The following is a 12,618-nucleotide window of genomic DNA, read 5'->3' as shown; positions in this document are numbered from 1 at the left end:
GTCCGTCCGAGGACCCACCCCGCTCGGGGTGGGTCCTCGGACGGACGGAAATGGGGTGCGGGGCCCATCGACGGAAGGGGGCCGGCTCGTGCACTCTGTCCGCTGTTTCGCCGTTCGCCGTGAGACAACGTGGGACAAGGGGCATGCCTTCGGGAGGCCGCTGCCGCATCGGTCGCTGTGGTGTCCGACAGTAGAGGCAGACGAGAAAGAGGAAGGCGTGACCCCCGTGTCGCTGTACTGGCGGATCTTCGGGCTCAACGCGGTGGTGCTGGGCGCGGCGACCGCGCTGTTGCTGTGGGCTCCGGTGACCGTGTCCGTTCCGGTGCTGCTGACCGAGGCGGTGATCCTGGTGGGCGGCATGGCGGTGATGCTCGTCGCCAACGCGGCCCTGCTGCGGGTCGGGCTCGCGCCGCTGGACCGGGTGACCCGGCTGATGACCACCGTCGACCTGCTGCGGCCCGGCCAGCGGCTTCCGGTGCGCGGCAGCGACGAGATCTCCGAGCTGGTCAGCGCCTTCAACGCCATGCTGGAGCGGCTGGAGAAAGAGCGCGCCGCGAGCAGCGCCCGCGCCCTGCTCGCACAGGAGGCCGAGCGGCGCCGGATCGCCGTCGAGCTGCACGACGAGGTCGGGCAGAGCATGACCGCGATCCTGCTCGCCCTGAAGCAGGCCGCCGACGAGGCGCCCGATCCGCTGCGCGGCGAGCTGCGTCAGGTGCAGGAGATCACCCGGGAGAGCCTGGACGAGGTCCGTCGGCTGGTGCGCCGGCTGCGTCCGGGTGTGCTGGACGATCTCGGTCTGGTCAGCGCGGTCGCCTCGCTCGCCACCGAGTTCGCCACCCACACCGGACTGCGGGTGAAGCGCAGCTTCGACCCCGATCTGCCCACCCTCGACAACAGCACCGAGCTCGTGATCTACCGTGTGGCGCAGGAGAGTCTGACCAACGCCGCCCGGCATGCCGAGGCGCGGAACGTCAAAGTGAGCCTGTACCGGGAGGACGACCACGTGGTCCTCGAGGTGAGCGACGACGGCCGTGGCATCGGCGCCGCCCGTGAGGGCGCCGGAATTCGCGGTATGCGTGAACGGGCCCTGCTCATCGGGGCCACACTGGACATCACTCCCGTCACCCGGACCGGTACCCGGATCCGGCTGGCCGTGCCCGCCGTCAGGAAGCAGTCATGACCCACCAGGCCCCACCGACCACGATCCGGATCCTGCTCGCCGACGACCATGCCCTGGTGCGCCGCGGCGTCCGGCTGATCCTCGACCGGGAGCCGGACCTGGAGGTCGTCGCCGAGGCCGGTGACGGCGCGGAGGCGATCGCGATGGCCAGCGCCCAGGAGGTCGACCTGGCCGTCCTGGACATCGCCATGCCCAGGATGACCGGTCTGCAGGCCGCCCGCGAGTTGTCCGCGCTCAAGCCGGGATTGCGTATCCTCATGCTGACGATGCACGACAACGAGCAGTATCTGTTCCAGGCGCTCAAGGCCGGGGCCAGCGGATACGTCCTGAAGTCGGTCGCCGACCGCGACCTGGTCGCCGCCTGCCGGGCCGCGATGCGGGACGAGCCGTTCCTCTATCCGGGGGCGGTCACCGCGCTGATCCGCAACTATCTCGACCGGGTCCAGCACGGTGAGGAGGCCTCCGAGCAGGTGCTGACGCCGCGCGAGGAGGAAGTGCTGAAGCTCGTGGCCGAGGGGCACTCCTCGAAGGAGATCGCCGAGCTGCTCTTCATCAGCGTCAAGACGGTGCAGCGGCACCGCGAGAACCTGCTGAGCAAGCTGGGTCTGCGGGACCGTCTGGATCTGACCCGGTACGCGATCCGTGCGGGGCTCGTCGAGCCTTGAGCCATGTCCTGCCGGGACCTGCCGCCCGCCTCCCACTCCGTATCGCCGCGCTTCTCACCGCGCTGGCCTCCGTGCTGCTGACCTTCGGGTTCGGCATCCCGGACGGCCCGCGGCCCGCTCTGGCGGCGCAGTCGCCCTCCGTCGGCGCCCCCGTGGCTTTCGGTCCCTCCGTCCCGGGGCCGACGGCGCCCGGTGGGCCGGACCGGTCCGCGCCGGATCCCGCCCCGGCTCCCGGGACCCACTCGTCCGACGTGGGTCCGCACACCGACGACTGCACCGCCCGCACCTCGCCCTTCAGGCCGCAGCGCGACGCCGGGGAGCGTACGGTGCCGGCCGGTCATCTGCTGTTCACCCCCGAGCACACCCCCCGTGTGCCGCCCCGGCCGGCCCGGCCCGCCCCGGCGGCCGGGCACGCGCCGCCCGCCGCCGCGCACATGCCGGCGGACCTCGGCCGGGCGCCTCCCATATCCTCCAGCGCCTGAGAGTCCTGTCACCCATCTCTCCGCCGTGCCGGAGTCGGCCACGGCGTGCCTGCTGGAGTCATCCGTGAAAAGTTCCGCCCGCTTCCGGGCGTTGTTCGCGCTCGTCGTGATCGCCCTGTCCGTGTACATCGCCGCCACGGTCCCCGTCCGTCTGGGCCTCGACCTGCGCGGTGGCACCCAGATCGTGCTGGAGACCCGCTCCACCGAGACCATCAAGGCCGACGGTGAGGCGACCGAGCGGACCCTCGAGGTCCTGCGCGGCCGTATCGACGCGCTCGGTGTCGCCGAACCCACCATCGTCCGCTCCGGCGACAACCGGATCATCGTCGAGCTGCCCGGTGTGCAGGACCCGCGGAAGGCCGCCGACGTGCTGGGCCGTACCGCGCAGCTCTCCGTCCACTCGGTGCTCGGCCCCGGCGCCGAGTCCGACAAGTCCCTGCCGAAGGGGGAACGCGTCCTGGCCGACGAGGCCGGTGAGCGGCTCCACCTGGCCGCCGCCTCGCTCTCCGGTCAGGACGTGAAGGACGCCGAGGCCACCTTCGACCAGCAGAGCGGTGCCGGCTGGCTCGTCACCGTGGACTTCGAGGACGACAAGGGCTGGGCCAAGCTGACCGGCGAGGCGGCCTGCAACCCCGACGGCGACCCCAAGCGCCGGGTCGCGATCGTGCTGGACAACAAGATCATCTCGTCGCCGCAGGTCAGCCCGTCCGTGGCCTGCGGGGCCGGCATCACCGGCGGGTCCACCCAGATCACCGGTTCCTTCACCAGTGACGAGTCCAAGGAACTCGCCCTGCTCATCAGCGGCGGTGCCCTCCCGGTGCCGGTCGAGACGGTGGAGCAGCGGACCGTGGGCCCGACGCTGGGCGCCGAGGCCATCGAGTCGAGCGCCTGGGCCGCCGTCGTGGGCACCGCCCTCACCGCGCTGTTCATCCTCGTCGTCTACCGGCTGATGGGTTTCCTGGCCATCGTGGCCCTGGCCTGCTACGGCGTGATCTCCTACGCCGCCCTCGCGGGCCTCGGCGCGACCCTGACCCTGCCGGGTCTGGCCGGTTTCGTCCTGGCGATCGGTATGGCCGTCGACGCCAACGTGCTGGTCTTCGAACGAGCGCGCGAGGAGTACGGCAAACGCAACCGGCCCAGCAGCCGCTCGGCCCTGACCGCCGGCTTCAAGGGCGCCTTCAGCGCGATCGCCGACTCCAACATCACCACGCTCATCGCGGCGGGGCTGCTGTTCCTGCTCGCCTCCGGTCCGGTGAAGGGCTTCGGCGTCACCCTGGCCATCGGTGTCCTCGCCTCCATGATCAGCGCACTGGTGATCACGCGGGTGCTGGCCGAGTTCGCCGTGGAGCGCCGCTGGGTGCACCGCCGTCCCAAGCTCACCGGTCTGGCCTCCATCGGGCGGGTCCGTGAATACCTCACCCGTCGCGACCCGCAGCTGATGCGCCGCCCGCGCCGCTGGCTGGCGGTGTCCCTCATCGTGCTGATCGTCACCGGCGCCGGCATCGTGGTGCGCGGGCTGAACTTCGGTGTCGAGTTCACCGGCGGCCGGCTGATCGAGTACTCGACCACCAAGACCGTCGATCCGGACCAGGCCCGCGCGGCCCTGGCCGACGCCGGCTTCCCCCAGGCCGTCGTGCAGTCCTCCGGGGACAACGGGCTGACGGTGCGTACCGATGAGCTGAGCAACGCCGAGGCGGTCAAGGTCGCGGAGACCATCGACGAGGTCGGCGGCGGGGCGGAGAAGGTCCGCGACGAGCTGATCGGCCCGAGCCTCGGCGAGGAACTGCGCCGCAACGCGCTGATCGCGCTCGGTCTGGCCCTCGGCGCCCAGCTCCTGTACCTCGCCTTCCGGTTCCGCTGGATGTTCGGTACGGCGGCGGTCAGCACCCTGGCCCACGACGTGGTGATCCTCACCGGCATCTTCGCGTGGCTGGGCAAGCCGATCGACGGGGTCTTCCTGGCCGCACTGCTCACCGTGGTCGGTTACTCGGTGAACGACTCCGTCGTGGTCTTCGACCGCGTCCGGGAACTGTGGCAGAAGAACCCCAAGGCGCCCCTGCCCCAGTCCACCAACCTGGCGGTCCTGCAGACGGTGCCCCGTACGGTGAACACCGGTATCGGTGTGATCTTCATCCTGGCCGCGCTGGCTCTGCTGGGCGGTGACTCGCTGACCGACTTCGCACTCGCCCTGCTGATCGGCATGCTGGTGGGCACGTACTCGTCGGTCCTGACCGCGTCGCCGCTCGCCATCGAGCTCGACGCGTACGCGGGCGACGGCGGCCGCGGCCGTGGTCGCGGCCGTGGTCGCGGCCGTGGCCGGGGCGATTCCGGACGCGGGAAGTCCGGCGCCGGGGAGAGCCCGAGCCTGGCGAAGGCCACCAGCCAGGGATCCTGACACCGAGCGGCTCCCCGAGGGGAGCCGCCGTGTGCACGCGAGCGCCGCCGCCGACCCCGGTCCCGGGGTCGGCGGCGGCGCTGTGTGGCGGGCCGGGCGGGGCCTACACCGCCGCCGGTGCGCTGCGGTCGTGGTCCGGGTCGCGGCCCCGGTCGTGACCGGGGTCCGCCGGCCGGGGAGCGGACCGGGCATGGTGCAGTGCGGCGTAACGGCCGCCGGCCTCCAGCAGTTCCTCGTGCGTGCCCCGTTCCACGATCCGGCCGGCTTCGACGACCAGGATCCGGTCCGCGGTCCGGACGGTGGACAGCCGGTGGGCGATGACGATGGCCGTCCTGCCCTCCAGTGCCTCCGCGAGCGCCTCCTGGACGGCCGCCTCGGAGGTGTTGTCCAGGTGGGCGGTGGCCTCGTCGAGGAGGACGACCCGCTGCCGGGCCAGCAGCAGCCGGGCGATCGTCATGCGCTGGCGTTCCCCGCCGGAGAACCGGTAGCCGCGTTCTCCGACCACCGTGTCCAGACCCTCGGGCAGGGACCGTACGAGGTCGTCCAGGCGGGCGCGGCGCAGCGCGTCCCAGAGTTCGGGCTCGCTCGCCCCGGGCCCGGCCAGGAGCAGGTTGGCGCGGACCGTGTCGTGGAAGAGGTGGCCGTCCTGGGTGACCATGCCGAGGGTGTCGCGCAGCGACCGCGCGGTGAGGTCCCGGACGTCGACGCCACCCACGCGCACCGCGCCCGAGTCGACGTCGTAGAGGCGCGGCAGCAGCTGCGCGATGGTCGACTTCCCGGCGCCGGAGGAGCCGACGAGGGCCACGGTCTGCCCGGGTTCGACGCGGAAGGAGATGCCGTGCAGGACCTCGGTGCCCCCGTTCGGGTCCAGGGTGGCGACCTCCTCCAGGGAGGCGAGGGAGACCTTGTCGGCGGACGGGTAGCCGAAGCGGACGTCGTCGAACTCGACGGACACCGGCCCGGCGGGGACGTCGCGGGCGTCCGGCTTCTCCTCGATGAGCGGCCGCAGATCCAGCACCTCGAAGACCCGTTCGAAGCTGACCAGGGCGCTCATCACCTCCACCCGCGCCCCCGCGAGCGAGGTCAGCGGCGCGTACAGGCGGGTGAGCAGCAGCGCCAGCGACACGACCGCGCCGGGCTCCAGCGCGCCGCGCAGCGCGAGGTGGCCGCCCACTCCGTAGACGAGGGCCAGGGCTAGGGCGGAGACGAGGGTCAGTGCGGTGATGAACACGGTCTGGGCGGTGGCCGTCCGTACGCCGATGTCCCGCACCCGGCGGGCGCGCTCCGCGAACGCCTCCGACTCCTCCTCGGGACGGCCGAAGAGCTTGACCAGGGTGGCTCCGGGCGCGGAGAAGCGCTCGGTCATCCGGGTGCCCATGGCCGCGTTCAGGGCGGCGGCCTCGCGCTGCATACGGGCCATGCGGCGGCCCATGCGCCGGGCGGGGATCACGAACACCGGCAGCAGGACCAGCGCGAGCAGGGTGATCCGCCAGGACAGGGTGAGCATCACGGCCAGAGCGAGGACCAGCGTCACCACGTTGCCGACCACGGTGGACAGGGTGTTGCTGAAGGCCCGCTGGGCACCGATCACGTCGTTGTTGAGACGGGAGACGAGCGCGCCCGTACGCGTGCGGGTGAAGAACGCGACCGGCATCCGCTGCACATGGTCGAACACGGCGGTCCGCAGATCGAGGATGAGTTCCTCCCCGAGGGAGGCCGACAGTCTGCGGCCGAGGATGCCGAGCGCGGCCTCCGTCACCGCGATCAGCGCGATGAGCAGGGCCAGCCGGACGACCGTGGCCGAGTCGCCGCCGGTCACGATGGTGTCGACGACGCGCCCGGCCAGCAGGGGGGTGGCGACGGCAAGCAGTGCGGTCGCCGATCCGAGCAGGACGAAGAGGGTCAGGCGGCGGCGGTGCGGGCGGGCGAACCCTCCGATCCGGCGCAGCGTGTCCCGCGCGAAGGGGCGGCGCTCCTCCGCGGTCATGACGCTGTGCAACTGGGTCCAGGCTGTGGTCTCCATGCTCATACGGGAGAACATAGAACCTCAAGCTTCATTGAGGTCAAGGCACACCGCCCGAACGCCTCCCCCACCCGTGATCCGCCGTCCTCGAACGACTGCCCGGCCGACGGTGGCCGGGCGTGCCGCTCGGCGCGGTGCGAACTCCCCCTGCCGATACGGCAAGATGAGCGACTGTGCCGACCGCGGGCCAGGCCGATCCGGCACGGCACACCTCCCGGCCCGCCCCCTCCCTGGCATCCCCGAATTCGAGCAGGTGACGAGACGTGACACGACATCACATACGGTCGACGGCCAGGACGTTCGCCGGAGGTGAGCGGTGACGCGCGCGCTCACTCTGGACGATCTGCTGTACGCCGGTATCGCGATCGTCGCGGGCCTGCTGGCGGCGTTCCTGCTGCGGATGCTGCTGCGCTGGCTCGGCCGGCACGCCGAGCGCACCAGCTGGCGCGGGGACGACGTCCTCGTGGACGCCCTGCGCATGATCGCGCCGTGGGCGGCGGTCGCCGGCGGCGCGGCCTCCGCCGCGGCGGCGCTGCCGCTGACCCGGACCGTGCAGCACAACGTCAACCAGATGCTGACGGTCCTGGTCATCGCCGCTGCGACCGTGTCGGCGGCCCGGGTGGTGGCCGGTCTGGTGCGCTCGGTGACCCAGTCCCGTTCCGGGGTCGCCGGATCGGCCACCATCTTCACGAACATCACCAGGATCCTGGTCCTGGCGATCGGGTTCATGGTGGTGCTCCAGACGCTCGGCATCCCCATCGCCCCGATGATCACCGCCCTCGGCGTCGGCGGCCTGGCGGTCGCGCTGGCCCTTCAGGACACGCTCGCCAACCTGTTCGCGGGCATCCACATCCTCGCCTCCAAGACCGTCCAGCCCGGTGACTACATCCGGCTGAGCAGCGGCGAGGAGGGCTATGTCGAGGACATCAACTGGCGCCAGACGACGGTCCGCGAACTCTCCAACAACCTGGTGGTCATCCCCAACGGGCAGCTCGCGAAGACGAACATGACCAACTTCATGCGTCCCGAGCAGAAGCTGACCATCCTGGTGCAGGCCGGGGTGTCCTACGACAGCGACCTGGAGCAGGTGGAACAGGTGACCAAGGAGGTCGTCGCCGCGGTGATGACGGAGATCACCGGCGCGATCCCGGAGCACGAGCCGGCGGTGCGGTTCCACACCTTCGGCGACTCCCGGATCGGGTTCACCGTGATTCTGGGCGTCGGCGAGTTCAGCGACCAGTACCGGATCAAACACGAGTTCATCAAGCGTCTGCACCGGCGCTACCGCGAGGAGGGCATCCGCATCCCGTCACCCGCGCGGACGGTGGCGCTGCAGCAGGGCACGGTGGTGTTCCCGCAGCAGCGCGACGCCGAGCCCGAGCCGGGCGACATGACGATGGCCCGGCCGATCTGACCGGCCGCAGCGGACCCCGGCCGACGACGCGCGGCCGGGGACGGGGAGGGCCGGCCGGCGCAGACGGGTCCGGACCCGCGAGGACACCCTGCGCGCCACCGATCTCACGTCGACACCGGTGTGTTCATCGAGACGGGACCGCGCAAGCACGCCATCCGGCGGACGTTCTTCCTCCATGCCTGCGAACCGGGCGGCGACCGCGTCGAGTTGTGCGACCCGCTCGGCCGCCCGGTGCTCGCCCTCGCACACCCACGGCACGCCGCCGGTCGACGGACCGCACTCCGCATGAGGTAGGGTTGACCTGCGAGATCACGCGGTTCGCCGCGCGGAACGCAGCGGGACGTGGCGCAGCTTGGTAGCGCACTTGACTGGGGGTCAAGGGGTCGCAGGTTCAAATCCTGTCGTCCCGACAGAGCAGAAGGTCCTCACGGGCACCAGCCCGTGAGGACCTTTCTCGTTGGGCTCGGGCCGGCGCCGAGCCCCTGGTGCAGCACGGGCGTCCTCGGCGCCGACGGTGGCGGACCGGGCGGTGGCGCGGCAGGACGGGATGATCCGGCAGGGGCTACGGTCGAGCCGCTCGACGTCGTGCACGATCAGCGGCCCGTCGGCGCGCCCCGGGCGCCGACCTGCTGGAAGCGCCCCGCGCGTCAGCGCGACACCGCGTCCACCAGGGCACCGAGCGCCGAGGCGAGGGAGGACAGGCCCGGACCGGCGGGCCCGCCCGGCTCGGTCATGTAGGTGTCCCGGCGGATCTCCACCATCAGCGCCGTCACCTCCGCCCGCTTCTCGTGGAACTCCAGCGGAACGTACGTGCCGGCGAACGGGCTGTTCAGCCCCGTCTCCCCGCAAGGCGCGAACGCATCGCGGGCCGCGTCGAGCAGCGCGGGCGGCGTGTGGAAGCGGTCGGTGCCCAGGCAGACGGCCGGACGGGGGCCCGCTCCGTGCAGCTCGTAGGGCAGGGGTGAGGCGGGGTAGGAGTGCACGTCGATGATCACGGCCCGCCCGGTGGCCGCGAGGCGATCCGCGACCGCCTCGGTCATGGCCCGCGCGTACGGCCGGAAGTACCGCTCGATCAGCGGTTCGGGGTCGAAGTCGTCGGGCCGCAGCACGTCCTTGTGCGTGGTCCGGGTGTAGACCGCGCCCATCCCCACGGCCAGCATCTCCTCCCGCTCGTCCGGGAACCGCTCGGGGTCGACCACCAGCCGGGACAGCCGGTTCACGAACCGCCACGGGGTGGTCCCGGCCGCCTCGGCCGCGGCCCCGGCGATCGCGGCGGTGTGCGCGTCGGTGATGTGGTCCAGCTCCCGCTCCAGCTCCGCGTCCCCCAGCACGATCCCGGACCGCACCGCGGCCGGTATCTCCCGCGCGGAGTGCGGCACGTGCAGGATCACGGGGGAGTCCCCGGCTCCGGGCAGGAGGTCGTAGGACTGCGGGGTGTCGGTCATCGGGCTGCTCCAGGAGGGTCGTCAGTGGTGCACGGCATGATCAAGGTGCCACACACCACTGACAACACCTCGCGACGGGGAGCGGAGGTCAGCCCAGCAGCTCGCGGATCAGCGCGCCGACCTGTTCCGTCTCGAGGAGGAAACCGTCGTGCCCGTAGGGCGACTCCACCACTCTGAGCCGGTCGGCACCGGGGAGGTGCGCGGCCAGCTCGGCCTGCTGGGACGGCGGATAGAGCCGGTCCGAGTCGACCCCGGCCACCAGCGCGGGCGCGGTCACCCGGCGCAGGGCCGCAGGGACGCCGCCCCTGCCGCGGCCCACGTCGTGGCCGTTCATCGCCTCCGTCAGCACCACGTAGCTGCCCGCGTCGAACCTCCGGACGAGCTTGGCCGCGTGGTGGTCGAGGTACGACTCGACCTGGTACCGGCCGCCGCGCCACGGGTCCTCCGCACCCTGCGGCTCCCGGCCGAACCGGGCCGACAGCTCCGGCTCGCTGCGGTAGGTGACGTGGGCGATGCGCCGGGCGATCCCCAGCCCGGCGTGCGGGCCCCGGCCGGTGTCGTGGTAGTCGCCGCCGTGCCAGTGCGGATCACTGCGGATGGCGTGCAGCTGGAGGGTGGACCAGGCGATCTGCTCGCCGCTCGCGGCCGCCGTGGTGGCGAGCAGCAGCAGCGCCCCCGTGCGCTCGGGATGCGTCACCGCCCATTCCACCGCACGCATCCCGCCCATGGAACCGCCGACCACCAGCGCCCACGTCTGCACACCGAGCGCGTCCGCCAGCCGGGCCTCGGCGGCGACCTGGTCCCGCTGGGTCAGGTACGGGAAGGCACCGCCCCACCGGCGCCGCCCGCCGGGGCGCGGCGAGGCCGGCCCCGTGCTGCCCTGGCAGCCGCCCAGCACGTTCGGGGCGACGACGAACCAGCGGTCGGTGTCGAGGGCCAGCCCGGGCCCGATCAGCCCGTCCCACCAGCCGTCCGTGGGATGACCGGGACCGGCCGGTCCGGCCGCGTGGCTGTCACCGGTGAGCGCGTGCAGCACCAGCACGGCGTTGGAACCGTCCGGCGCGAGCCGCCCCCAGGTCTCGAACGCCATTTCCACGCCGGGGAGTTCACCGCCCGCCTCCAGCGGCAGCGGCGTGCCGAGGGCATGCCATTGACGCCGCCCGGGCGGGTCCCCCTCCTGCCAGGCCCCGGTGGACGGCGGGAGGGGAACCGATGTTCCGGAGGCCGTGAAGGCGTTCAGAGGACGCCCTTGGCCGCGCGGAAACCGGACTCCAGGTCGGCCCTGAGGTCGGCGAGGTTCTCGATGCCGACCGACAGCCGCACCAGACCCGGTGCGGTTCCGGTCGCCTCGAGCTGCTCCTCGTTCAGCTGGCTGTGGGTGGTGGACGCGGGGTGGATGATCAGGCTGCGCACATCACCGATGTTGGCGAGGTGGCTGAACAGTTCCACACCGTCCACGAACCGCTTGCCCGCCTCGACACCGCCCTTCAGCTCGAAGGAGAACACCGCGCCGGCACCGCGGGGGAGGTACTTCTGCGCCGCCTCGTACCAGCGGTTGGACGGCAGGCTCGGGTAGTGCACCACCGCGACCTCGTCGCGCTGCTCCAGCCACTCCGCCAGCGCCAGCGCGTTGGCCGTCTGCCGCTCCATGCGCAGGCTCAGCGTCTCCACGCCCTGCAGCAGCAGGAACGCGGAGTGCGGGGCGATGGCTGGTCCGAGGTCGCGCAGCAACTGGACACGCAGCTTGATCGCGAACGCGCCGGGGCCGAGCGCCGGCCAGTACTGCAGGCCGTGGTAGCTGGCGTCGGGCTCGGTGAAGTCCGGGAACCGCTCGGCGTGTGCGCCGAAGTCGAAGGTTCCGCCGTCCACGACCACGCCGCCGATCGTGGTGCCGTGCCCGCCGAGGAACTTCGTCGCCGAGTGCACCACGATGTCCGCGCCGTGCTCGAGCGGACGCAGCAGGTAGGGCGTGGCGATCGTGTTGTCCACGACCAGCGGCACGCCCGCGCCGTGGGCCACGTCCGCGACCGCCCGCACGTCGAGCACGTTGTTCCGCGGGTTGCCCAGTGTTTCGGCGTAGAGCGCCTTGGTGTTGGGGCGGACGGCCGCGCGCCAGGCCTCGGCGTCGTCGGGGTCGTCGACGAAGGACACCTCGATGCCGAACTTCGGCAGGGTGTGCCGGAACAGGTTGTACGTTCCGCCGTACAGCGAGGTGGCCGAGACGATGTGGTCGCCGGCCCCGGCGAGCGTCAGGAGGGCCAGCGTCTGCGCGGCCTGTCCCGAGGACAGGGCCACCGCCGCAACTCCGCCCTCCAGGGCGGCGACGCGCTGCTCGAGGACGTCCTGGGTGGGGTTGTGGATGCGGGTGTAGATGTTCCCCGGCTCCGCCAGCGAGAAGACGTCGGCGGCGTGCTGGGTGTCCCGGAACACGAACGAGGTCGTCTGGTAGATCGGCGTGGCCCGGGCCCCGGTCGTGGGATCGGGTTCGGCACCGGCATGGACCTGCTTGGTCTCGAACGACCAGGCCGACGTGTCGGGACCGGTGGACGTCCCCTCGGGCGTGTCGGCGGCGGTGCCGGGTTCGGTGGGCTGGCTCATGATGTGCTCCTCGTGCGCAGTGCGGGCGCGGACGACCGGTGGGCGTGTGGGGTGCGGGGGCGTGCCGGATGTCCCTGTCCCCGGGGAGCAGGGCGTCGGAGAGGACCACGTGCCGACGTGGGTGTCGGTTTCTCGCGCGACACGCCGTAGTGGTGACACGTGCGTGGTCGCGGTGGCAGCGCGTCACCGGCGCCAGCCTACGACCAGGTGAGCGCGGAATGAGACGGCGTCTCAGTAGGTGGTCGATCTCTTCACACGGTGTTCATGAACGTGCCGTGCCCGGGTCGCGGCCCGCCGACCGGGCCGCCCGGCCGGCGACGGACACGGCTCCGCCCCGGCCGGGCGTCGTGCCGGCCGGGGCGGAGCCAGTGGGCTGTTCGCCCGGATTACTCGAATTGCTCGGATTGCTCGGATTG

The 12,618-nt window shown here is 72.0% G+C and carries 9 protein-coding genes, 1 tRNA gene and 1 pseudogene; 7 read left to right on the top strand and 4 right to left on the bottom strand.

Features of this window, described 5'->3' with window-relative positions; translation table 11 throughout:
- Nucleotides 1-217 precede the first annotated feature (217 nt).
- The 4 genes from AB0I73_RS23520 (at nt 218) to secD (ending at nt 4,722) form a co-directional block, all read left to right on the top strand.
- On the top strand, nt 218-1,180 hold the full coding sequence (locus AB0I73_RS23520) for a sensor histidine kinase (RefSeq protein ID WP_363040330.1): 963 nt from the start codon (nt 218-220) through the stop codon (nt 1,178-1,180).
- Nucleotides 1,177-1,845: a response regulator transcription factor gene (locus tag AB0I73_RS23515; RefSeq protein WP_363040328.1), complete on the top strand. Its 669-nt coding sequence runs from the start codon at nt 1,177-1,179 to the stop codon at nt 1,843-1,845. The genes AB0I73_RS23520 and AB0I73_RS23515 overlap by 4 nt, the downstream gene beginning before the upstream one ends.
- Entirely contained in the window at nt 1,842-2,327 is a 486-nt protein-coding gene (locus AB0I73_RS23510; protein WP_363040326.1) for a hypothetical protein, read from the top strand. Before AB0I73_RS23515 ends, AB0I73_RS23510 begins: the two co-directional genes overlap by 4 nt.
- A 64-nt stretch (nt 2,328-2,391) precedes the next feature.
- Complete coding sequence (gene secD, locus AB0I73_RS23505) at nt 2,392-4,722, top strand: protein translocase subunit SecD (RefSeq protein WP_363040324.1); 2,331 nt, start codon at nt 2,392-2,394, stop codon at nt 4,720-4,722.
- Between the two features lie 103 nt (nt 4,723-4,825).
- On the opposite strand, the gene AB0I73_RS23500 is transcribed toward secD, so the two are convergent.
- A complete protein-coding gene (locus tag AB0I73_RS23500) occupies nt 4,826-6,751 on the bottom strand; it encodes an ABC transporter ATP-binding protein (protein WP_363040322.1) in 1,926 nt (641 codons plus the stop codon).
- Nucleotides 6,752-7,061: 310 nt separating this feature from the next.
- Here AB0I73_RS23500 and AB0I73_RS23495 point away from each other — a divergent pair, with 310 nt between their 5' ends.
- The 3 genes and pseudogenes from AB0I73_RS23495 (at nt 7,062) to AB0I73_RS23485 (ending at nt 8,569) form a co-directional block, all read left to right on the top strand.
- Entirely contained in the window at nt 7,062-8,159 is a 1,098-nt protein-coding gene (locus AB0I73_RS23495; protein ID WP_363040320.1) for a mechanosensitive ion channel family protein, read from the top strand.
- 73 nt (nt 8,160-8,232) lie between these two features.
- Nucleotides 8,233-8,399: pseudogene (locus AB0I73_RS23490) on the top strand (catechol 2,3-dioxygenase); the annotation flags it as partial.
- Between the two features lie 96 nt (nt 8,400-8,495).
- Nucleotides 8,496-8,569: transfer RNA gene (locus AB0I73_RS23485), tRNA-Pro, on the top strand.
- A 237-nt stretch (nt 8,570-8,806) separates the two neighbouring features.
- Here the strand turns inward: AB0I73_RS23485 and AB0I73_RS23480 are convergent.
- From AB0I73_RS23480 to AB0I73_RS23470, 3 genes are all read right to left on the bottom strand, one after another.
- Nucleotides 8,807-9,604 (bottom strand): N-formylglutamate amidohydrolase, encoded by a 798-nt coding sequence (locus AB0I73_RS23480; RefSeq protein ID WP_363040318.1) that lies wholly within the window; start codon nt 9,602-9,604, stop codon nt 8,807-8,809.
- 88 nt (nt 9,605-9,692) lie between these two features.
- Nucleotides 9,693-10,844: a homoserine O-acetyltransferase gene (locus AB0I73_RS23475; protein WP_363040332.1), complete on the bottom strand. Its 1,152-nt coding sequence runs from the start codon at nt 10,842-10,844 to the stop codon at nt 9,693-9,695.
- Nucleotides 10,841-12,202, bottom strand: a complete 1,362-nt coding sequence (locus AB0I73_RS23470) for a bifunctional o-acetylhomoserine/o-acetylserine sulfhydrylase (RefSeq protein ID WP_363040316.1) — start codon at nt 12,200-12,202, stop codon at nt 10,841-10,843. Before AB0I73_RS23470 ends, AB0I73_RS23475 begins: the two co-directional genes overlap by 4 nt.
- Nucleotides 12,203-12,618: the final 416 nt, after the last annotated feature.

This window comes from Streptomyces sp. NPDC050388 (genome assembly GCF_040655635.1).
Classification (GTDB): domain Bacteria; phylum Actinomycetota; class Actinomycetes; order Streptomycetales; family Streptomycetaceae; genus Streptomyces.
This window is presented reverse-complemented; position numbering and strand designations above follow the sequence as displayed.

Bases quoted from the DNA above. Each gene is read 5' to 3' on its own strand.
- AB0I73_RS23515 (WP_363040328.1), top strand. From the start codon at position 1,177: ATGACCCACCAGGCCCCACCGACCACGATCCGGATCCTGCTCGCCGAC.
- AB0I73_RS23500 (WP_363040322.1), bottom strand. From the start codon at position 6,751: ATGAGCATGGAGACCACAGCCTGGACCCAGTTGCACAGCGTCATGACC.
- AB0I73_RS23480 (WP_363040318.1), bottom strand. From the start codon at position 9,604: ATGACCGACACCCCGCAGTCCTACGACCTCCTGCCCGGAGCCGGGGAC.
- AB0I73_RS23470 (WP_363040316.1), bottom strand. From the start codon at position 12,202: ATGAGCCAGCCCACCGAACCCGGCACCGCCGCCGACACGCCCGAGGGG.